The organism is Roseateles sp. P5_E8, from assembly GCF_054177665.1.
On sequence record NZ_JBGCUM010000074.1, the window covers coordinates 1 to 20,818 of the forward strand.

Consider the following 20,818-nt stretch of genomic DNA (forward strand, 5'->3'; position numbering starts at 1 on the left):
GCGGTGTGCAGATTGGATAACACCAAGCTCTGCTGACTCTACCAATTGGGTTTGTTGACCTCGTCAACAGACCAACCAGTCAAGCCTGACGACCATAGCGACTTGGTCCCACTCCTTCCCATCCCGAACAGGACAGTGAAACGAGTCAGCGCCGATGATAGTGCGGATTCCCGTGTGAAAGTAGGTCATCGTCAGGCTAGTTATTAAAGCCAACCCCCACTAGCGAAAGCTAGTGGGGGTTTTGCTTTTGGGTGCGCGGAATCACGATAGTTCGCCTGAGTAAATGGCGTCTACTGGTTTTGGGGCGGCTCAGCTGAGTTTCTGTCCATGCCACTGCCGGGACAGGGCCTCGATCAGATGTCGTGAGCGCCGGGATTGGCCCGTTGGGGTGAATCCATTCCGTAAGGCCTGTTGCGCCGCGCCTGGCGAGCCAGAGAAGTTGCGGCTCATCAAGGAATGCATGGCGGCCCTGATACATGGATTGGTGTTCGCCGAGTGACGGTCGTGAACTGTGCCGGCGGAGCAATGTCTAGGGCACGCGAAGTTACCGCGCCTTTCGTGCATCCCACCAGATCAACAGCGCAATGGCGGTAGCCACAAGCGAGCCCAGTCCGCTCAGAGTCACACCAATCGGCACGCCCGCCGCCTCGCACCCCGCGTACGCCGCCAGCATCCCCAGCACGCACAGGTTCTCGTTGAACCCCTGTACCGCGATGGACCGTCCGGCGCTCAATAGCGCGGCGCCGCGGTGCTGCAGCAGCGCGTTCAGCGGGACAACCATCGCCCCGCCCACTGCGCCGATGAGGGCCAGCATGCCGGCCGCCGTGGCGACGTCGTCGAGCTGAGCGACGACTGGCATCAGCAGGCCCAGCGCGACGCCTGCCCACAGCCCGTGCCGGGCCTGGTGCAAGGCAAGCCAGCGCCCCGCTGCGCCGGCACCGACGATCACACCGACCGCGACAGCGGCCTGCAGATACGCCGCCTGGCTCAGCGGCAGCGCGAGCGCTTCTCCCGCCCACCGCAGCACGGCGAACTGCAGCGTCGCGCCGACGCCCCAGCACAGCGTCGTCGCCGCGAGTGACAGCCCGCCTTCGCGGTCCCGCCACAGCAGCCGGTTGGCCGTGCGGAACTCGCGCAGCAGCGTCAGCGGGTCATGCGCCACGCTGCGCTGGCGCCGGCCGCTGTCGGCAATGCCGGCGTTCAGCAGGCTGCTCACGGCGTAGATCACGAGCAGCGCTGCGAGCGAGCCGGTCAGCTTGTCGGCGGGCAAGTCCAGGCTGTCGCAGAGGTCGGCCAGACCCGAGCCCAGCCACAGCGGGCTGACAAGTGCGCCGCCCAGCACGGCGCCTAGCAGTGCCGCGGAGACGACGCTGATCTCTATCCAGCCATTGGCCTTGACCAGCGCCTCGGGCTCGGACATCTCTGTGATGACGCCGTACTTGGCCGGCGCGTAGGCGGCGGCACCCAGGCCCACGACGGCCAGCGCGGCGACGGGGTGCAGGCCCAGCGCGAGCAGGGCGAGGCCCAGCATCTTCACGAGATTCATCACCGCCATCACGCGGCCCTTGGCGAAGGCGTCGGCCAGCGGCCCGACCCAGGGCGCCAGCAGCACATAGGCCAGCATGAAGCCGAACTTCAGCAGCGGCGCCCACCAGGCGGCAAAGCCCTGCTGCATCAGCAGGGCTATGGCGACGATGAGCATGGCGTTGTCGGCCAGCGCCGAGGCGAACTGCGCGCCGATGACGAGGCCGAAGCCGCGCGGCAACCGCGCTCGGCGCGAACAGAGGGCGACGGCGGGCGCGAGGTCGGAGGTGGCGGTGGGCACGAGGGCCGGACTGTGCAGGCCTGCCATGAAGCGCCGATGAAATCTCGCCTGGCGCGTTACTGAACGGCGGGCCTACCACCGCGCCGTGCGGGCTCAGCCCCTCACCACCGCCTCGAACAGCAGCGCCAGCTGGCTGGCGATCAGCAACTCCTGCCGTGTCCACGCCCGCGTCGCGCGGGCATCCACCAGCCACAGTGCGCCGGCCAGTTGAGCGCCGTCGTACAGCGGCACCTCGATGCGCGCCTCGGCCGCGCCGGCCAGGCCGGACAGCTCGACGTGGCAGGGGTGCAGGGCCGCATCGGGCAGGGCCAGCGGCGTGCCGTGGCGGGTCAGCAGGTCGACATAGCGCGGCTGCATCTCCCGGCTCAGGCCGCCCTGGCCGACCTGACCAAATAGGGGCAGACGGATGACGGCGGCCACGCCGAGGATGCGGGCGCTGGCGGTCCTCAGCTCGGCCAAGGCTTCGGGCGGCGGTGCCGCGGCCAGGCGTTGGCGTTGGCCGCACAGATGCAGCAGCAGCTCCTCGGGCGTGACCGGCACGCCGGCGTCCTCGGCCGGCGGTGCGGCCAGCGTGACGCGCGCGGGCAGGCTCAGGCGCTCGATCTCGGATTGCAGGGCCAGGTGTTGCCAGAGGTGGTCCAGCGCGCCGGCGGCGTCGCCCTCGGCCTGCAACAGCTCGGCCAGCTTCAGGTGGGCCTGGCGCGCCTGGGCGCGAGCCTGGATGCGCTGGGCCAGGGCCAGGCCGTGGCGGGTGGAGCGCACGGCGGCGGCGTTGTCGCCACGGGCCAGCGCGATCTCGGTCCAGGTGCGGCTGGCGGCCGCCTCCAGCCAGGGGTAGCCCTGGCGGGCCGCAATGTCCAGGGCCAGCCGGCAGTCGGCCACGGCCCAGTCCATGCGTTGCCGGGCCAGCGCCGCGCGGGCCAGATGCCAGTGCGCCTCGGCCTCGAAGACGCGGTGCGCGCCGCGCCGCGCCGCCGCCAGCCCGTGGCTGAAGTGGCGCTCGGCCGCCGGCAGGTCACCGGTCTCGAAGCTGCCGACGCCGATGTTCAGCGCCAGCTTGGCGGCCAGGTAGCTGTCGTCGCCATGGCTGCTGGATTGCGCCAACTGCTCACCTGCATCACGCATCTGGCGCAGGCCGCGCGCCCAGTCGGCCTGGGCGTAGTGGATCTGCCCCAGGCCGATGCGTGCGGCCACGGCGGTCTGCAGATGGCCGCTGACCTCCGACATGTCCAGCGCGCGCGACCACTGTTCACTGGCGAGCTGGTACTCGCCCTGTTGATAGGCGATGCGCCCCAGTGCCTCGCAGACACGCGCCGCCTGCACGGGGAAATGCCCTGCCGCAGCCAGCGCGCCGGCTTGCTCCAGCGCCGGTAGCAACTCCAGCGCGCGGCCGCGCGGCTCCAGCAAGCCGAAGCGGGCGTAGAGGGCGTCCGCGCCGACAGCGGTGTCACCGGCGGCGGCGAAGGCCTGGGCGCTCAGGCGCTCCAGCAGCCGGTCGGCCGCAGCGGGGTGGCGGTGCGCCACGCGAGCGATGCGGCCCAGCAAGGTGGCCAGGGCGTCGCTGGCGGCGGGTTGGAGAGTGAACACGGCGGAGGCTGGCTAAGAGCTGGGTGGGGTTGGTTTCACACTGGTATTCTTGTTCATTCGAGGGCCCTGCCAGCATCTCAGAGACTCAATGTGCCATCTGCATCGACGGCCATAGACCAGTTTAAAACCAATTGACGGCGGCACTCGTTGGTATTAGAGTGGTATCGACTGAATCCTGTCGACCATGCCGCTTGCTCTCGATCCCTCTCTGGTGACTTCTCACGACTCCGGTCGGCCTGCGCGCTGGTGGGTCGGCATTGACGGTGGCGGCACCAGCACGCGCGCCGTCGTGGCCGATGCCGGCGGCCAACTGCTGGGCCGCGGCGAGTCCGGCGCGTCGGCGCTGAACCAGGGCGTTGACCAAGCCTGGCGGCATATTGCCGAGGCCATCGAGCGCGCCGGTGTGCCGGGTCTGCAGCTGCGGGATTGTGCGCTGGGCCTGGGGCTGTCCGGCACCGGTGTGCCGGCGCAATTGCAGGCCTTCGCTGCTGCCGATCCCGGCCTTGCGCGCTTCTCGCTGGTCACCGACGGTTTCGCGGGTCTGCTGGGCGCGCACGGCGGCCAGCCCGGCGCGCTGCTGATCTCGGGCACGGGCTCGGTGGCCGAAGCGCTGCTGGAAGACGGCGCGCACCGCATGACCGGCGGCTGGGGCTGGCAGATCGGCGACGAGGGCAGCGGCGCCTGGCTGGGCCAGCAGGCGATGAAGATCGCCCAGGCCGCATTCGACGGCCGTGCGCCGCGTGGCCCGCTGGCTGACAGCGTTTACGCACTCACCGGCGGCAGCCGCAAAGAGCTGCTGGCCTTCTGCGCCCAGGCTGGCCAGGGCGGCTATGCCAGCCTGGCCCGGCTCGTCTTCGAGGCCGAGGCGAGCGACTCAGCCGCCGCCGCCCTGCTCGACGCCGCCGCGCGCGCGCTGGACGCGCTGGCCACCGCCCTTCATCCCACCCTGCCGCTGGCTCTGGCCGGCAGCATCGCGCTGCGCCTCGCACCGCGCCTCGGCCCGGCCCTGCAGTCCCGCCGCGTCGAACCCAAGGGCGATGCCGTTGCCGGCGCGCTCTGGTTGATCCAACAACGAGAGACAAACCTCGCATGAGTGCAGTTTTCGACTTCAAGGCCGACCCCAATGCGGCCTCGCCGCTCTATATGCAGCTGGCGCAAAGCCTGGCGCAGGCCATCCGCGACGGCATCTTCCATGCCGACGAGGCGCTGCCCTCCGAGCGCGTGCTGGCCGAGCAGTTGGCGTTGTCGCGCGTCACCGCCCGCAAGGCCATAGACCGGCTCGTCGAGCAGGGGCTGATCATCCGCAAGCGCGGCTCGGGCAACTACATCGCGCCCAAGCTGGAGCAGCCGTTGACGCGCCTGACCAGCTTCTCGGAAGAGCTGCACCAGCGCGGCTTCGTGCCCAGCTCGCGCTGGCTGCTGCGTGGCTTCACGCCGGCCGCGCCCGACGAGCAACTGTCGCTAGAGCTGAAGAGCGGCGAGCGCGTCGCGCGCCTGGAGCGGCTGCGGCTCGCGGACTCGGTCGTCATGGCCTACGAGGTGTCGGTGCTGCCGCAGTCGGCGCTGCCCGACCCGCAGAAGGTCGAGGCCTCGCTGTACACCCACCTCGGCGACCGTGCCCCGGTGCGCGCGCTGCAGCACATCCGCGCGCTGAACGCGGACGCGAAGCTGGCTGGTCTGCTGGAGGTGCCGTTAGGGGCAGCCGTGCTCTTCATCACCCGCGTGGGCTATCTGGCTTCGGGCCAGGCCGTCGAGCTGACGCATTCCTATTGCCGCAGCGACTACTACGACTTTGTCGCCGAGATGCGCCGAGACTGATGAAGCTGCGACTTGAAGGCGACATCGTCACGCCGCACGGCGTGATCGCCGGCTACCTGGACATCGCTGACGGCCGCATCGCGGTCGTTGGCGGTGCGCCCATCGATGCGTCGCGTGCCGGCGAGGGCGGCCGGCCCATCCTGCTGCCCGGCTTCATCGACACCCACGTGCACGGCGGCGGTGGCCGCGACACGATGGAAGGTGGCGATGCGATCGCGACGATTGCCCGCCGCCATGCCCGCCACGGCACGACGGCGCTGCTGGCCACGACGATGACCGCGCCGGTCGGCGACATCGAGGCTGCGCTGAAGGCGCTTGGCCCCGTTTGCCGCGAGCGCGGCGTGCAGTCGGCGCGCGTGCTCGGCGTGCATCTGGAAGGCCCGTACATCAACCCCGACCGCCTCGGCGCTCAACCCGCGCACGCCATTCCGGCGACGCTGGCCGAGGTGCAGCGGCTGAACGAATTCGCGCCCATCAAGGTGCTGACCATCGCGCCCGAGATGACCGGCCACTTGGCGCTGATCGGCCCACTGCGCGACGCCGGCATTCGCGTGCAGATCGGCCACAGCGCCGGCAGCTTTGACGACGGCGTGGCGGCGCTGAACGCCGGTGCGGCCGGCTTCACCCACCTCTTCAACGCCATGACGGGCCTGCACCACCGCGAGCCCGGCATGGTGGGCGCGGCGCTGGCTTATGGCCAGCATGCCGAGCTGATTCCCGACCTGCTGCATGTGCACCCCGGCGCCATCCGCGTCGCGCTGCGCTGCATCCCGGGCCTGTTCTGCGTGACCGACTCCACCGCCGCCGCCGGCATGCCCGATGGCGAGTACCGCCTGGGCGAATACACGGTGCAGAAGTGCCTGGGCGGCGTGCGCTTGGCCGACGGCACCCTGGCCGGCAGCGCACTGACGATGGACCAGGCGCTGCGCAACCTCGTGCAGGTGCTGGGCCTGGACGTGGTGGACGCCGCGCGGCGCGTGTCGACCGCGGCGGCGGAATACCTGGGTCTGCCCGACCGCGGGCGGCTTGCCGCCGGGGCGTGGGCGGATGTGGTCGTGATGGATGCCGGGCTTCAGCTGCGGCGCGTGTTTGTAGAAGGTGAAGAGATCGATGTCGTCGCTGATGCTTGAAGAGGCGCTGAGCGCGCCTGACGTGGTGGCCCGCCAGTTGGCGGCCGACCCGCTGAGTTATGCCCGCCTGGGCCAGGCCCTGCAGGAGGTGCCGCCCACCAGCGTGCTGACGATTGCGCGCGGCAGCTCCGACCACGCGGCCCACTATCTGGCCTACCTCGTCATGGCGCGCCTGGGCCGGCTGGTCACTTCGCTGCCCATGTCGCTGATCACGCTCTACCAGAGCCGCATCCATTGCGAGGGCCTGCTGTCGCTGGCCTTCTCGCAGTCGGGCCAGAGCCCGGACCTGATCGCGCCGACGCGGTTCTTCCGCGACGGCGGCGCGCGCACGGTGGCCTTCGTCAACGCCAGCGGCTCGCCGCTCGCGGCTGCGGCCGAGCATGTCTTCGAGCTGCACGCCGGCCCCGAGAAGAGCGTGGCCGCGACCAAGAGCTACATCGCCCAGCTGGTGGCCGGTGCGCGCGTCGTCGCCGCCTGGCAGCAGGACGACGCCTTGCGCGCGGCACTCAACGTGCTGCCCATCGCGCTGGAGCAGGCCGCCAAGCTGGACTGGACCGCCGCGCTGCCGGTGCTGCAAAACGCCGAGCGCCTGTTCGTGCTGGGCCGAGGCACGGGCCTGGCCGTCGCGATGGAAGCGGCGCTGAAGCTCAAGGAAACCTGCGGTATCCAGGCCGAGGCCTTCTCGGGCGCCGAGGTCAAGCACGGCCCGATGGCCCTGGTGCGCGACGGCTACCCGCTGCTGGTGTTCGCACCGCGCGGCCCGGCCCAGGCGGGTCTGCTGGCCATCGCCGAAGAGATGCGTTCGCGCGGTGGCCGAGTGCTGCTGGCCGCCCCCATCGGCACGCCGGGCGCCGAACTGCCGTTGGCGACGACGGGCAACGAAGACCTCGACCCCATCGCCCTCGTGCAGAGCTTCTATCCCATGGTCGAGGCGCTGGCGCGCGCACGGGGCTTCAACCCCGATGTGCCGCCCAACCTGGCCAAGGTCACCAAAACACACTGAGACCGCCGCCATGAGCACCTTCGACCCCGGCCGCCTGGTGATGGTCGACATCCCCGGCCAGAGCCTCGACGCCGAGACCGCCGCCTTCCTGCGCGAGCAGAAGATCCGCTCCGTCTGCCTGTTCCGCAAGAACATCGGCAGTGAGGACGAGGTCAAGGCGCTGATGCGCGACCTCATCGAGACGCTCGGCCCCGAGGCGCTGATCGGCATCGACCAGGAGGGCGGCGCCGTCGTGCGCGTGACCTTCCTGCCGCAGCCGCCTTCGGCGATGGCGCTGGGTGCGAGCGGTGACGCGGACCGCGCCGAAGCCGTCGGTGCGGCCGTGGCGCGCGGCCTGAAGTCGCTGGGCATCAACTGGAACTTCGCGCCGGTGCTGGACGTCAACAACAACCCGTCCAACCCTGTCATCGGCGAGCGCAGCTTCTCCAACGATCCGGTGGAGGTGAGTCGCCTCGCGGCCGCATGGATGCGCGGCTCGCTGAAAGAGGGCGTGGCCTGCTGCGTGAAGCACTTCCCCGGCCATGGCGACACGCATGTGGACTCGCACCACGCGCTGCCCACCGTCGACAAGTCGCGTGCCGAGCTGAACGCGCTGGAGCTGGCGCCGTTCAAGGCGCTGGCGTCTCAAGCGCCGGCCATGATGACGGCCCACATCGTCTACCCGCAGATCGATCCGGACCGGCCGGCCACGCTGTCGCCGCAGCTGCTCAAGGGCATCCTGCGCGACGACTGGGGCTATGACGGCGTCGTCATCACCGATGCGCTGATGATGAAGGCCGTGGCCGAGCGCTTCGGCTACGCCAAGAGCGCCGTCATGGCCATAGCAGCCGGTGCCGACATGGTGCTGGCCCAGGGCTCGCTGGAAGAGCAACTGGTGGCAATCAACGCACTGCGCGACGCCTTCGCCAGCGGGCGCCTCACGCCCGCGCAGGGCGAGACGGCCAACCGTCGGCTGGACACGCTCGCCGCCGCCTACCCCGCCCGCGCCGTGGATGACGCGGCCGCCCGCGCCGCCGACCACACGCTGATGGCCGAGGCCTGGGCCGCAGGCCTCACCGCGCTGCGTGGCGCGAAGCCGCCGGCACTGAACGCGCCCATCCGCGTCATCGTGCAAGGCGACGTGCCGACCGACATGGTGTCCGAAGCCGGCCCCACCGGCCGCCAGGCCGTCGCGCTGTTCGATGGCTTCACGGACGCCCAGGTGCTGATGGTCGACGACATCGCCCTGCTCGACTGGACGCGCGTGCCCAAGGATGGCCGCGTGAACATCCTCGTATCCACGCGGCGCGCGCGTTATGGCTTGGCCGCGAGCGAGTGGCGGCCCGACCTGCATCTGTCACTGTGGAACCCCTACCAGGCCCTCGACGTGGCCGGCCCGACCGTGCTGAGCTGGGGCTTCTCGGCCGGTGCTTTGGCGGGCTTGAAGTCCTGGCTCGAAGGCCGCACCCAAGCCACCGGCCGCGCGCCGCAAGGACTGCAGTGATGGAAACGAAATCGCCGATGCGCTGGATTCCCAGCCTCTACTTCGTGCAGGGGCTGCAGTTCTTCGTCGTCATGCTGATCGCCGGCCTGATGTTCAAGCAGATGGGCGTGGCCAACGACCAGATCGCGCGCTGGACCGGCCTCATCGGCCTGGCCTGGGCCTTCAAGCCGCTGTGGAGCCCGCTGGTGGAGCTGGCGCGCAGCAAGAAGATGGTCGTCGTGGCCATGCAGTTCAGCGGCGCAGTCGGCCTCGGCCTGCTGGCGCTGGCGCTGCAGGCCAGCAACTTCTTCGCGCTCAGCATCGCGGTGCTGTTCTTCCTGGCCTATGCCTCGGCCACGCACGACATCGCCTGCGACGGCCTCTACATGGGCGCGCTGGACGAGAAGCGCCAGGCCGCCTACGCGGGCTGGCAGGGCGCCTTCTTCAATGCCTCCAAGTTCCTGACGCTGGGCGGCCTGATGGTGCTGGCCGGGCGGCTGGAAACCAGCATGGGCGTGTTCAACGCCTGGAGTGTCATCTTCGCGATGCTGGCCGGCCTGCTGGCGCTGCTGGCCGCCTGGAACGCCAAGGCCCTGCCCAACCCGCAGCGTGTGTCCAGCGAGCCGGTCAAGCTGGAAGAAATCGTGGCCGACTTTTTGAAGAAGCCCGGCATCTGGAAGATGGTGATCTTCATCGTGCTGTTCCGCCTTGCGGAAGGCCAGGTGCAGACCATAGGCCCGCTCTTCCTCATCGAGGCGCGTGACAAGGGCGGCCTGGGCCTGACGGGCGAGCAGGTTGGCGGCGTCTACGGCACGGTGGGCACGGCGGCCTTCCTCATCGGCTCCATCCTCGGCGGCTACTTCACGTCCTGGCTGTCGCTGAAGCGCGCCATGCCCATCCTGGTGCTGATGATGGCCGTGCCCAACGCCGTGTTCTGGGGCCTGAGCCTGGCGCTGCCGACGTCGCTTTGGACCATAGGCGCGGCCGTGGGCCTGGAGATGTTCGGCTATGGCTTCGGCTTCGTCGGCATGATCCTGTACATCATGCAGGTCGTGGCGCCTGGGCGCTTCCAGACGGCCCACTATGCGCTGGGTTCGGGCGTCATGCAGCTGGGCTTCATCCTGAGCAAGACCATCAGCGGCGACATCCAGATCGCGATGGGCTACCAGCACTTCTTCCTGTGGACGTTGGTCTGCGGCGCGCCGGCCCTGCTGCTGCTGCTGTGGGTGCCGATGCAGCGCACCAGCCTGCCCGCGGACGCGGTGCCCGCATGAAGGCTGTCTGGCTGCTATTTGCCGCTGCGCCCGCGTTCGCCGCCGGCGAGTTCTTCGACGACTTCTCGCAAAAAGACCTCGATGCGCTGCGTAGCAGCGGCTGGGTGCTGCGCGACGGCACCGGCCACCCCGGGCTGCCCGGTGCACGCTTCTCCCCCGGCCAGCTCACGCTCGACGGCCGCCTGCTGAAGTTGAAGCTCTCCACCGACGGCACGCCCGCCAACACGACGCTGGCCCAGCTCTGCGCGGCGCGCAAGTTCCTCGTCGGCACGACGACGGCGCGCGTGCGCCTGCGTGACACGGCCGGCTCGCGCGACCCCATCATCCAGAGCTTCTTCCTGGCCAGCCCGCTCAGGCACGACTACGACCCTGACTTCAGCGAGGTCGACTTCGAATACCTGCCGCATGGCGGCTGGGGCGAACCGGAGACGCGGCTCTACGGCGTCAGCTGGCATACGGTACGTATCGACCCCTGGCAGTCGTTCAACCAGGCGTCCATCGTGCCGGGCTCGCATGACGGCTGGCAGCTGCTGACCGTGCAGGTCGAGGCCACGCGCACGCGCCACTTCGTCAACGGCCGCCTGATGGGCGAGCACACGGGCCGCAACGTGCCGGCCAAGCCGATGGCGATCAGCTTCAACCACTGGCTGGCCCTCGGCGCCGTGGCCGGCGCGCCGCGCGACTACCAGTTCGACGTCGACTGGGTGCTGCACCGGGCCGGCCAGACGCTGAGCCCTGAGGCCATGCAGGCGCGCGCCGAGGCGCTGCGCAAGCAGGGCGTGGCCCGGCAAGACACCGTGCCCGACATGGGCCTGACGAGCGAGTGCAATCTATGAAGAAACTCCTGATCGCCGCGCTGGCGCTGGCTGCCTCCTTGGCCCAGGCCCAGGCCCAGGCGCCCGTCGTCGGCACGTACATCCTGGCCGAGCGCGGCGTCGGCGTCGTCGAGCAGCTCAAGCCCGGCCGCGTCACGCACATCCTCTACGCCTTCCTGCTGATCTGCGGCGAGGGTCAGCGCAAGGAGGAGGCGCCGGCCTGTGCCGGCAAGCCCGGCTTCAGCATCGCGCCGCATGCCGATCAGGACATCTTCTCCGCCGCCTTCCAGCGCCTGAAGGTGCGCGACCCCAAGGTGCAGGTGCTGGCCTCCGTGGGCGGTTGGGGCGGGTCGGACCCGTTCTTCCATCTCGCCGCCACGCCCGAAGGCCGCGCGGCCTTCGTCAAGTCATCGACGGACTGGCTGCGCGCCCACCCCGGCTTCGACGGCCTGGACATCGACTGGGAGCACCCCGGCAACAACGGCGCGTCCAACGGCGTGCAGCTGGGCAGCCCCGCCGATGGTGAGCACTTCGTGCAATTGCTTCAGGACCTGCGCGCGGGCCTGGACCTGCTGGGGCGCGAAACGAACAAGCACTACGCGCTGACGGTGGCCATCAATACGACGAAGGAACAGCTGGCACGCATGCCCATGGGCCGCGCCGCCAAATCGCTGGACCTTGTCTTCATGATGACCTACGACTTCGCCGGCCCCTGGACCAAGAAGGCCGCCAACCACACCGCGCTGCGCAGCACGAAACCCGGCGACGAGAGCCTGGAACTGTCGGTCGCCAATCTCAAGGCCGAGGGCGTGCCGGCGGCCAAGATGGTGGCCGGCGTGGCTATGTATGGCCGCGGCTTCGACGGCGTGAAGGCGGACGGCAGCTACGCCAAGCCCTGGCCCAACGCCGACGGCTCGGTGGCCTTCAAGGACGTGGCCGCGCTGAAGGCCCAGGGCCTGAAGCCGCGCTACGACAAGCCCAGCCAGTCCTGGGCCATGGTGGGCGAGGGAAGGTTCGTCGGCTATGACGACCCCCGCGCCGTGCGCGCCAAGGTCGCGTTCGCGAAAAAGGCCGGCCTGGCGGGCGTGTTTGCCTGGGAGCTGAGCCAGGATAACGGCGAGATACTGGACGCCATGAACACGCTGCACGCAACCCAGCCGTGAGCCAGATCAGGCGCATCGCCTCGGTGGATGCGTTGCGCGGCCTGACGGTCGCCGCCATGCTGCTGGTCAATAACCCCGGCGACTGGGGTCATGTCTACGCGCCACTGTTGCACGCCCCTTGGCACGGCTGCACGCCGACCGATCTGGTCTTTCCGTTCTTCCTCTTCATCGTCGGCGTGTCCACGGCACTGGGCATCGTGCCGCGAGTGGAAGGCGGCGCGGTGCCGGGGCCGCTGTGTGCGGCCATCGTGCAGCGCGGCCTGCGCATCTTCGTGATGGGTGTGGTGCTGAGTGCGCTGGCCTGGTGGCTGTTGAACAGGCCGGAGTTCCGCCTGCTGGGCGTGCTGCAGCGCATCGGCCTCTGCTTCATCGTCGTGGGCTTTGTGGCGGTGCAGCTGCGTGCGCGCGGGCAGTGGCTGCTGCTGATCCTGCTGCTGGCCGGCTACGGCGCGCTGCTGCAGTTCGGCGGCGGCACGCTGGAGAAGGTCGGCAGCCTGGCCCAGCGCATCGACACCGCCGTGCTGGGCCGCCACGCCTACGAATGGAACGCGCAGACCGGCATAGCCTTCGACCCGGAGGGCCTGCTCTCCACGCTGGGGGCGCTGGCCACCACCGTCTTCGGCCTGCTCTGCGGCGGCCTGCTGCGCCGCGACCAGCCGCGCGCCCTGCTGCTGACGGGCGTGGCGGCGGCACTGGTGGGCTGGTGGTGGCACACCTGGCTGCCCTTCAACAAGGCGCTGTGGACGCCGTCCTTCGTGCTGTGGACCGGCGGCCTGGCGGCGGTGGCGCTGGCCGCCGCGCATGTCTGGGTGGACCGCCTCGGCCAGCACGCCCTGGGCCGCGCCTTCGGGCTGAACGCCATCACCGCCTACGCCGGGGCCTGGGTCTGCACCGTGCTGCTGGCGAAGACGGGCTGGATGACATGGCTGTATCCGACCGTGTTTGGGCCGGTGGGCGCCAAGCTCGGCCCGCAGGCACAGTCGCTGGCGTTCGCGCTCGCCTTCGTCGCCGTGTGGGCGCTCATCGTCTGGGTTCTCGACAAGCGCCGCTGGTACTGGAAGGTTTGATCACGTCATGACCCCGGTTGAAAGCTGGTCGGTGGCCGACGAACCGCAACTCAAGGAGCGCCTGGAGCAGCGGGCCGAACCGGTGCTGCTGAAGGGCCTGGTGAGCGACTGGCCTGCGGTGCGGGCCGGGCGCGAAGGCGCGCTGGGCATCTGCAACTACCTGCGCCGCTTCGACCGCGGCGTGGAGGTCTTTGCCACCAAGACCCGCGCGGCGGCGCGCGGCGTCATGGGCTACAACGAGACGCTGAGCGACTTCGACTTCGTCAAGGCGCGCATGACGCTGGCGGAGTTCATGGCCAACCTGGCTGCCTATCTGCCGGTTGACGGCGCACCGGCCATTGCCGCGCAATGCGCCAAGGTCAGCGAGGTGATTCCCGGCTTCCTGGACGAGAACCCGCTGCCGGCCCTGCCCGGCGTGGTGCCCAACTTCTGGCTGGGCAATGCGCTGACGGTGCCGGTGCACCACGACCACCCCTACAACCTGGCCTGCGTGGTGGCCGGGCGGCGGCGCTTCACGCTGTTCGCGCCGCCGCAGGTGGGCAATCTCTACATCGGCCCGTTGGAGCACACCCCGTCTGGTGCGCCCATCTCGGTCGTGCATCCCAAGGCGCCGGATTTCGAACGCTACCCGCGCTACCGCGAGGCTCTGGCGTCGGCGCTGGTGGCGGAGATGGCGCCGGGCGACGCCCTCTACATCCCGCCGCTGTGGTTCCACCAGGTCGAGGCGTTGGAAAAGGTCAACCTGCTGATCAACTACTGGTGGCCCGTGCTGGGAGACGCGCAGCAGCCCAGCCCCGCCAACACGCTGATGCAGGCCATCAAGGTGCTGAACGCGCTGCCGGCGCATCAGCGCGAGGCCTGGGCGGCGATGTTCGGGCACTACGTCGCGCAGCAGGGCGGCGACCCCGCCGCCCACATCCCCGAGGCCTGGCACGGCGCACTGGCGCGGCGGCAGTGAGCATGCAGCCGATGAAGGAGCTGGCCGGCCTGACGCGCGAACGCTTCGAGCGCGAGGTGCTTGCGGGCTATGAGCCGGTTGTGATGCGCGGCGTTACGGCGCAGTGGCCGCTGGTGGCACAAGGCCGCGCGGGCCTGGAGGCCTGCCTGCAATACCTCATGGGTTTCGATGGCGGGCAGGCGGTCGACGCCATCCTCGCCAGGCCCGACCCCACGCGCGCCTTCAGCTACTCACCCGAGCTGGACGGCTTCAACTTCACGCGCGACAAGCGGCCCTGTGCCGCGCTGTTCGAGCAGCTCTGGCGCTACAGCCACTTCCCCGATCCGCCCGCGCTGGCGGCGCAGAGCGCGCTGGTGGCAGAGGCCTTGCCGGGCCTGGAGCAGGCCAACCCGCTGCCGCTGCTGGACGCTGGGGTTGCGCCGCGCATCTGGATAGGCAATCGCGCCACGGTGCCGGCGCATTTCGACGACTCCCACAACATCGCCTGCGTGGCCGCCGGGCGGCGGCGCTTCACGCTGCTGCCGCCGCAATGCGCGCCGCTGCTCTACCTCGGCCCGCCGGACTACGCGCCCACGCCGGCGCCCATGTCGGTCGTGCCCGATCTTCATCAGGCCGACCCGGCGCGCTTCCCGCTCGTGCGCGAGGCGCTGGCGCAGGCTGTCGTGGCCGAGCTGGCGCCGGGTGATGCCATCTACATCCCGCCGCTGTGGTTCCACCAGGTCGAGGCGTTGGCGCCGCACCTGAACATCCTGATGAACTACTGGTGGCGGCCCGACGCCGCGCCCGGCCGTCGCGACGACCTGCACTTGGCCGCGATGCGGCTGACCATGCTGGCCTTGCGCCACCTGCCCGACGGCGAGCGCGAGGGCTGGCAGGCGCTGTTCGCGCACTACGTGTTCGGCGCGCGGGGCGAGGCCCTGGCCCACATCCCCGAGGGGCAGCGGCATCTGTTCGGCGATGTGGACGCGGCCGCCGATGCGGCGATCCGCAAGGACATCGGCGAGCGGCTTTGAATCACCAGAGATAGAGCTGCAGCGTCTTGTCGCCCACGCGCGGCGGGATGTCGGCGAGCAGCTCGCGGTGGTCGGGAAAGTTCAGCGCACTGCGCGCGACGAAGTCGTCCACCGTGTCCAGCCGGTGCCGCGCCTGGTGGGCCGTCGGCGGCTGCAGGTCGTCCGGGAACAGGCCCATGCCCGCCAGCAGCGCATACCAGGACACGATGGGATAGCCCTGGCCGAAGCGGCCTTGCTTCAACCCGGCGGCCAGCGGCTTGCGCGACATCCAGGTCATCAGCACGCCTTGCAGCGAGTCCGACAACCGCATGTTCTCGGCGTTCTCGCGCCAGTAGTCGGTGTCGGTGCGCGAGTTGGTCTTGTAGTGCGCCACGATGTAGTCGCGCGTGTTCTCGAAGCGCGTGTGCATGGTCTTGTTGAATGCGTCCTGCGCGGCCGGGCCGAGGTCGCCTTTCTCCAGTGCCTCCACCAGCGCGGCGGCCGTGCGCTGCACGAACAGCAGGGCCGTGGCCTCCAGCGGCTCGATGAAGCCCTGCGACAGGCCCACGGCGACGCAGTTGCGGCTCCACTGCTTGGCCATGCGGCCCACGCGCATCTTCAGGTGGCGAGCCGGCGTGTCCGAGTCGAGCAGGCCCAGGTGCCGGCGCAGTTCGGTCTCGGCCTCGTCCGCCGAGCAGTGCGCGCTGCTGTAGACATAGCCGTTGCCGTGGCGGTTGGTCAGCGGGATCTTCCAGGCCCAGCCATGGCGCAGCGCTGTCGAGACGGTCTGCGACGCGATGGGCCCGTCCAGCGGCGTAGGCATGGCGATGGCGGCGTCGTTGAAGAGGTTCTCGGCAAACGGGATGAAGGGCGTCTTGAGCGCCTGGCCGATCAGCAGCGACGCAAAGCCCGTGCAGTCGACGAAAAAGTCGGCGGCCAGGTGCTCGCCGTCGTCGAGCTGCAGGCGGGCGATGTCGCCGCCCTCGTTCAGCAACACCTGCGTGACGTGACGCTGCAGATGCGTCACGCCGCGCTCGACCGCCTTGCGACCGAGGAACTGCCCGAGCAGCGTTGCATCGAAGTGATACCCGTACCAGATGTCGAAGGGGAAGTTGGCGTTGGCCCGTGGCCCGCGGCCTTGCCGGGCGAGTGCGGCGGCGACGAAGAAGCGGTCCGGGTGGGCGTGCACGTCCGCGCCATCCAGCCGCGCATGCACGTTGTCGACGAACTGATGCATGGTCATGTTGTCCAGCATCGATGCGAAGGGGTGGAAGTAGCGCTCGAAGCCCGGCCGGGTGGACCAACCCTCGAACGTGATGCCGCTCTTGTAGGTGGCATTGCAGGCGGGCATCCATTCCGCTTCCTCGACGCCCAGCCCGTCGAAGAAGCCGCGCAGCCAGGGCGTCGAGCCCTCGCCGACGCCGATGATGCCGACCTGCGGCGACTCCAGCACGGTGACCTTCAGACGCGGGCCATAGGCCGAGGTCGCCAGCATCAGCGCCGTCATCCAGCCCGCCGTGCCGCCACCGACGACGCAGACGTGATGCACGGGCGGCGGCGCATCGGTGGTGCCGCTGCTCGGGCGCGCGGCGACGTGCTGGTTGAAGACGGTGGCGGTGTCGCTCATGAGGCTGTCGAATGAAAAAGGGGAACGTGTAGCCCACGCTCCCCTTTGATTGTGTTCACCTGCGGTGCGTGCCGGAACCCGAGGGTTCCAGCAGGCCTCTTGGCATCAGTACTTGATACGTGCGGTCAGGTAGAACTGGCGGCCGTTCTTGTAGATGGCGCGCGGCTCGGACTTGAAGTCGCCGTAGTACTTCAGGACCGGGTCGTTCAGGTTCTGCGCGTCCAGGCTCAAGGCGAAGTTGTCGTTGAGCTTGTAGCCCAGCGAGGCGGACAGCACACCCGAACCACGTTGGTAGTAGTCGGTGCCGCGGTCTCGGCCGAGGAAGTTGTCCGAGTTGTAGCCGTAGTTCAGGCGCGCGGAGAACTGGTCGTTCTCGAAGAAGCCACCCAGGTTCACCGTGTGCTTCACGGCACCGCGCAGCACATGGCCGCTGGCGTCGTGAGCATCGGCGTAGGTGTAGTTCGCGTTGACGCCGAAGTTGTTGAACACCGGCATTTCGAACGCGAATTCCAGACCCGTGACGCTGGCCTTCTTGTTGACCTGGGTTGTCAGGTCGAACGGTGCCGTGACGCGCAGATTGGCCGGATTGCCTTGCTGACCACCGGCGGGCGTGACGTCCGTGGAGGCCGTCACACGCTGCATGCCATCCGTGATGTAGCTGGCGATGTTCATGTGGAAGGCACCCATCGACACAAAGGCGCGCGGCGCGAAGTACCACTCGATGTTGGCGTCGAAGTTGGTCGAGCGGATCGGGTCGAGGTCGGGGTTGCCGCTGGTGCCGGTGCCGACCGCCTTGCCGGTCGGATCGGAATAGCCGCCCAGCAGTTGGGCAGCCGACAGGGCCGTGTAGTCGGGGCGGGTCAGCGTGCGCGACAGCGCCAGGCGAGCCACGACCTTGGGCGTCACATCGATGCGGACGCTGGCGCTGGGCAGGGCGTCCGTGTACGAGCGGTCCTGGAAGGTCTGGTAGTAGCCCGAGGGGTCAGTCCAGTTCGGGCCTACGGCCGCGAATGCGGACGGGACATAGCCGGGCAGGGTCTTGTCGCTGGTGGGCTTCCAGATCAGCGTGCTGGACTTGGTGCGCACGAGGCGCAGGCCCACGTTGCCGCTCCAGCCTTCGCCGTCCAGATTGCCCTGCACGTAGCCGGCCGACGACTTCTCCGTCACGGCGTATTCGTGCGTCACCATGCGACGCGAGATGTCGCGGTTGGAGTATTTCGCGTTGTAGTCGGCCAGGGCTTGCGCCGTCGGGTAGGCGATGCCCGTGGGGAAGCCGCTGCCCAGGCCGCTGCCGAAGTTGGCGGGGTAGGTCTGGGTGTAGGCCGCGGCGGGCAGCGGGTTGGCGAAGGGGTCGGTGCCCCAGTTCGGACCTTGGTTCACGATCGGGCCATCGGTGTAGCGCTTGTGCTCGGACGTGCGCGCGCCGAACTTCAGGCTGCGCAGCACGCCCGCGTCCAAGGTGTACTCGGCATCCACCTGCGCCCAGGTGTCCTTGTCCTGCACGATGACATTCTGGTCACCGAAGATCCAGTCCGTGCCCGACGGCTTCAGCGCCGAAGCGTTGGCGTTGCCGATGTTGAACGCGGGCGCCGTGCCGCTGCCCTTGAGCTCGAACCCACCGCTCGACGCGGTGATGTCGCCTTCATACACATCCTGGGCGATGGTCTTGCCCTTGCCGTGGGAAGTGCCCGCGTTGCCCGACAGCTTCAGCGCGCTGCTGACCTTCCAGGAGCCTTCCAGGTTCAGGAAGTTGGTTTCTGCGGAGGCCTTGCGCGAGATCAGGTCATAGACGCCGATGATGGTCGGCGTCGCGAACGTGTAGTTCGCCTTGGTGACGATGTTGGTGGCCGGGTCGACCTCGACGTTGGCAAGCGTCGGGTTGCGACTCATCGCCCACTGGTTGGACAACATGTAGTTGCGGTTGTAGTTGTCCGCATCCATCTTGGACGACATGCCCGTCAGCGTGATGTCGATGTCGTTGGTCGGCTTGATCTGCGCGCTGATGACACCGCCCTTGCGCTCGCGCTCCTGGGTGAACAGGGCCGAGCCGATCAGGTTGGGGAACACCTTGCCGGCCAGCGCCGGGTTCTGCGTGATCACGGCGGCGTGGTTGGCCGACGTGATCGGCGTCAGCGACAAGGCGCCGTCGTGGGCGAAGGTCTCGACGCCATCGCGGCGCAGGCTGCGCTTTTCGCTGAAGGCCTGGATCAGCACGCCGAAGGTCTTGGACTCGTTCTTCCAGGCCAGCAACGCGCTCAGCTGCGGGTCGGTCTTCTTGGCCAGGTCGGCATAGACGGCACCGATGCCGGCTTCGAACGTCAAAGCCTTGGCGAAGTCCAGCGGCTTGCGCGTGACGATGTTCACCGAGCCGGCCGTGCCGCCTTCGATGTCGGAGGCCGAGGCGTTCTTGTGCACTTCAACGCGGCTCACCAGTTCGGAAGGTAGCAGCGAGAAGCTGACCGAGCGGCCGACGCCGGCGCCGGTCTGGTCCAGCACGAACCAGTCGCCGTTGGCGACCGAGTGGCCGTCCAGCAGTGTCTGCGTCAGGCTGGGGTTGGTGCCACGCAGGCCCACGCGGTCGCGCTCGTCAAAGCCGCCGGAGCCGCCCGACGGGCTGTTCAGGATGGTCACGCCCGGGATGCGGGCCAGCGAGTCGGCCACGTTCTTGTCGGGCATCTTGCCGATGTCTTCGGCCGAGATGACGTCGATGTGGGTGTCGGCGTTGCGCTTGACGCTCAGCGACTTCTCCTGCGACGCGCGGATGCCCGTCACGGTGACCGTGTCCAGCTGCTGGTTGGGCGCGGGCGTCTGCTGCGCCATGGCGGCGCCGCCGGCACCGAGCAGGGCGATGAGCACCGCTTGCGAAATGGGGGTCTGCTTGACCTTCATATAAGTTCCTCGTGATGGCCTGTGAAGTCGGGGCGGTGGTGATGGCAACGGTTGGGTTGCATACCACCTGGAGTCCGGTTGCGGGCCATCTGTTGACCGAGGCCTGTACAACCAGTGTGACGCCAATGTATCAAGCGATAACGCCACTTTGCTACCAGTATGAACCGGGTGGTTTCCCGAGGGTGTGCTTGCAGAACCCCGTCAGCCAGGGGCATTCCCCTCTGTGGAGGCCTCGGAACGCCTCCTTTATTTGGTATTTGATTGGCCTTGTTTTGCTGGCCGCGTGTTGTGTCCTGGCGACGAAGCGCTTGCCAGCGCGAGTCGGGTCGCGCTTGCATTTGCCTGGCTGGTAGCCGAGTGGCCTTGCTTTGGTGTTGAGTCGCCTGGGTTTGCGTCAGCCTGTCGCTGAATGCTGGCGTCCCGCGTTGAGGGCGGGGTCGCCGGCGCGGCCTGCTCCGCAAGCGGCGCGTATCGCGGAGGTCCGAGCCGGGCGGGCCTGGTGCGAAGCGTCTTCAGTTGCGCCCACTCAGCCCTGTGCTATAGTTGCGGGCTTGCCTCAGGAGGGGTGGCCGAGTGGTTAAAGGCAGCAGACTGTAAATCTGCCCGCATAGCGTACGCTGGTTCGAATCCAGCCTCCTCCACCAAGACTTATCAGTCGAGGCAAGGGCTTTTCAGGCTCCCAGGGCGGGAGTAGTTCAATGGTAGAACCTTAGCCTTCCAAGCTAATGACACGGGTTCGATTCCCGTTTCCCGCTCCATTCCGGGCGGCTTGGTCGGCCAGCGTCGACACCGGTTTGCCGGTCAGTTCATCTGGCGGCAAACCCGTGCCGATGCCCTTGTGGCTCAGTGGTAGAGCACTCCCTTGGTAAGGGAGAGGTCACGCGTTCGATCCGCGTCAAGGGCACCACAGATTTTCTCTTTTTCTACTCGTTTCAACGGGTTCGCCTCAGGAGCGCAAGATGGCAAAAGGCAAGTTTGAACGGACCAAGCCGCACGTCAATGTGGGCACGATCGGTCACGTTGACCACGGCAAGACGACGCTGACGGCAGCGATCGCGACCGTGCTGTCCAAGAAGTTCGGCGGCGAGGCCAAGGCCTACGACCAGATCGACGCGGCACCGGAAGAAAAGGCCCGCGGCATCACGATCAACACGGCCCACGTCGAGTACGAGACGGCCAACCGCCACTACGCGCACGTTGACTGCCCC

16 protein-coding genes, 3 tRNA genes and 1 rRNA gene are annotated in these 20,818 nt (G+C 68.6%); 16 read left to right on the top strand and 4 right to left on the bottom strand.

Features of this window, described 5'->3' with window-relative positions:
- The first annotated feature begins 84 nt into the window (after positions 1-84).
- A 5S ribosomal RNA gene (gene rrf, locus ACXRVZ_RS25060) occupies positions 85-197 on the top strand.
- A 347-nt stretch (positions 198-544) separates the two neighbouring features.
- Here the strand turns inward: rrf and lplT are convergent.
- On the bottom strand, positions 545-1,852 hold the full coding sequence (lplT, locus tag ACXRVZ_RS25065) for a lysophospholipid transporter LplT (RefSeq protein ID WP_457426435.1): 1,308 nt from the start codon (positions 1,850-1,852) through the stop codon (positions 545-547).
- A gap of 66 nt (positions 1,853-1,918) precedes the next feature.
- Positions 1,919-3,412, bottom strand: coding sequence for a hypothetical protein (locus ACXRVZ_RS25070; RefSeq protein WP_457426433.1), 1,494 nt, complete (start codon positions 3,410-3,412; stop codon positions 1,919-1,921).
- Positions 3,413-3,623: 211 nt separating this feature from the next.
- On the opposite strand from ACXRVZ_RS25070, the gene ACXRVZ_RS25075 reads away from it, so the two are divergent.
- Genes ACXRVZ_RS25075 through ACXRVZ_RS25125 form a run of 11 tightly spaced genes read left to right on the top strand, consistent with a single transcriptional unit; the run spans position 3,624 to position 15,115 of the window.
- Complete coding sequence (locus ACXRVZ_RS25075) at positions 3,624-4,505, top strand: BadF/BadG/BcrA/BcrD ATPase family protein (protein WP_457426431.1); 882 nt, start codon at positions 3,624-3,626, stop codon at positions 4,503-4,505.
- Positions 4,502-5,230, top strand: a complete 729-nt coding sequence (locus ACXRVZ_RS25080; protein ID WP_457426429.1) for a GntR family transcriptional regulator — start codon at positions 4,502-4,504, stop codon at positions 5,228-5,230. The genes ACXRVZ_RS25075 and ACXRVZ_RS25080 overlap by 4 nt, the downstream gene beginning before the upstream one ends.
- The gene (gene nagA, locus ACXRVZ_RS25085) at positions 5,230-6,360 is read left to right on the top strand and encodes an N-acetylglucosamine-6-phosphate deacetylase (protein WP_457426427.1); all 1,131 of its coding nucleotides are present in this window, start codon (positions 5,230-5,232) and stop codon (positions 6,358-6,360) included. The genes ACXRVZ_RS25080 and nagA overlap by 1 nt, the downstream gene beginning before the upstream one ends.
- Positions 6,341-7,363, top strand: coding sequence for an SIS domain-containing protein (locus ACXRVZ_RS25090; protein WP_457426425.1), 1,023 nt, complete (start codon positions 6,341-6,343; stop codon positions 7,361-7,363). Before nagA ends, ACXRVZ_RS25090 begins: the two co-directional genes overlap by 20 nt.
- Positions 7,364-7,373: 10 nt before the next feature.
- Entirely contained in the window at positions 7,374-8,846 is a 1,473-nt protein-coding gene (gene nagZ / locus ACXRVZ_RS25095; RefSeq protein ID WP_457426423.1) for a beta-N-acetylhexosaminidase, read from the top strand.
- A complete protein-coding gene (locus ACXRVZ_RS25100) occupies positions 8,846-10,099 on the top strand; it encodes an MFS transporter (protein ID WP_458232968.1) in 1,254 nt (417 codons plus the stop codon). Before nagZ ends, ACXRVZ_RS25100 begins: the two co-directional genes overlap by 1 nt.
- Positions 10,096-10,935: a glycoside hydrolase family 16 protein gene (locus tag ACXRVZ_RS25105; RefSeq protein ID WP_457426419.1), complete on the top strand. Its 840-nt coding sequence runs from the start codon at positions 10,096-10,098 to the stop codon at positions 10,933-10,935. The genes ACXRVZ_RS25100 and ACXRVZ_RS25105 overlap by 4 nt, the downstream gene beginning before the upstream one ends.
- On the top strand, positions 10,932-12,077 hold the full coding sequence (locus ACXRVZ_RS25110; RefSeq protein WP_457426417.1) for a glycoside hydrolase family 18 protein: 1,146 nt from the start codon (positions 10,932-10,934) through the stop codon (positions 12,075-12,077). Before ACXRVZ_RS25105 ends, ACXRVZ_RS25110 begins: the two co-directional genes overlap by 4 nt.
- The gene (locus ACXRVZ_RS25115; protein WP_457426415.1) at positions 12,074-13,144 is read left to right on the top strand and encodes an acyltransferase family protein; all 1,071 of its coding nucleotides are present in this window, start codon (positions 12,074-12,076) and stop codon (positions 13,142-13,144) included. Before ACXRVZ_RS25110 ends, ACXRVZ_RS25115 begins: the two co-directional genes overlap by 4 nt.
- 7 nt (positions 13,145-13,151) lie before the next feature.
- Complete coding sequence (locus tag ACXRVZ_RS25120; RefSeq protein ID WP_457426413.1) at positions 13,152-14,102, top strand: cupin-like domain-containing protein; 951 nt, start codon at positions 13,152-13,154, stop codon at positions 14,100-14,102.
- Positions 14,103-14,104: 2 nt separating this feature from the next.
- Positions 14,105-15,115, top strand: a complete 1,011-nt coding sequence (locus tag ACXRVZ_RS25125; RefSeq protein WP_457426411.1) for a cupin-like domain-containing protein — start codon at positions 14,105-14,107, stop codon at positions 15,113-15,115.
- Between the two features lies 1 nt (position 15,116).
- Here ACXRVZ_RS25125 and ACXRVZ_RS25130 read toward each other — a convergent pair whose 3' ends face one another.
- Positions 15,117-16,721 carry a tryptophan halogenase family protein gene (locus ACXRVZ_RS25130; protein ID WP_457426409.1) on the bottom strand — a complete coding sequence of 535 codons (1,605 nt, stop codon included), beginning with the start codon at positions 16,719-16,721 and terminating at the stop codon, positions 15,117-15,119.
- A 105-nt stretch (positions 16,722-16,826) separates the two neighbouring features.
- The gene (locus ACXRVZ_RS25135) at positions 16,827-19,610 is read right to left on the bottom strand and encodes a TonB-dependent receptor (protein ID WP_457426407.1); all 2,784 of its coding nucleotides are present in this window, start codon (positions 19,608-19,610) and stop codon (positions 16,827-16,829) included.
- Between the two features lie 559 nt (positions 19,611-20,169).
- Here ACXRVZ_RS25135 and ACXRVZ_RS25140 point away from each other — a divergent pair.
- The 4 genes from ACXRVZ_RS25140 to ACXRVZ_RS25155 form a co-directional block, all read left to right on the top strand.
- Positions 20,170-20,254, top strand: a tRNA-Tyr gene (locus ACXRVZ_RS25140).
- A 40-nt stretch (positions 20,255-20,294) separates the two neighbouring features.
- Positions 20,295-20,368, top strand: a tRNA-Gly gene (locus ACXRVZ_RS25145).
- Between the two features lie 74 nt (positions 20,369-20,442).
- Positions 20,443-20,517 (top strand) — tRNA-Thr (locus tag ACXRVZ_RS25150).
- A 52-nt stretch (positions 20,518-20,569) separates the two neighbouring features.
- Positions 20,570-20,818 (top strand): GTP-binding protein (locus ACXRVZ_RS25155; protein ID WP_457426405.1); only part of this gene is annotated, 249 nt, incomplete at its 3' end.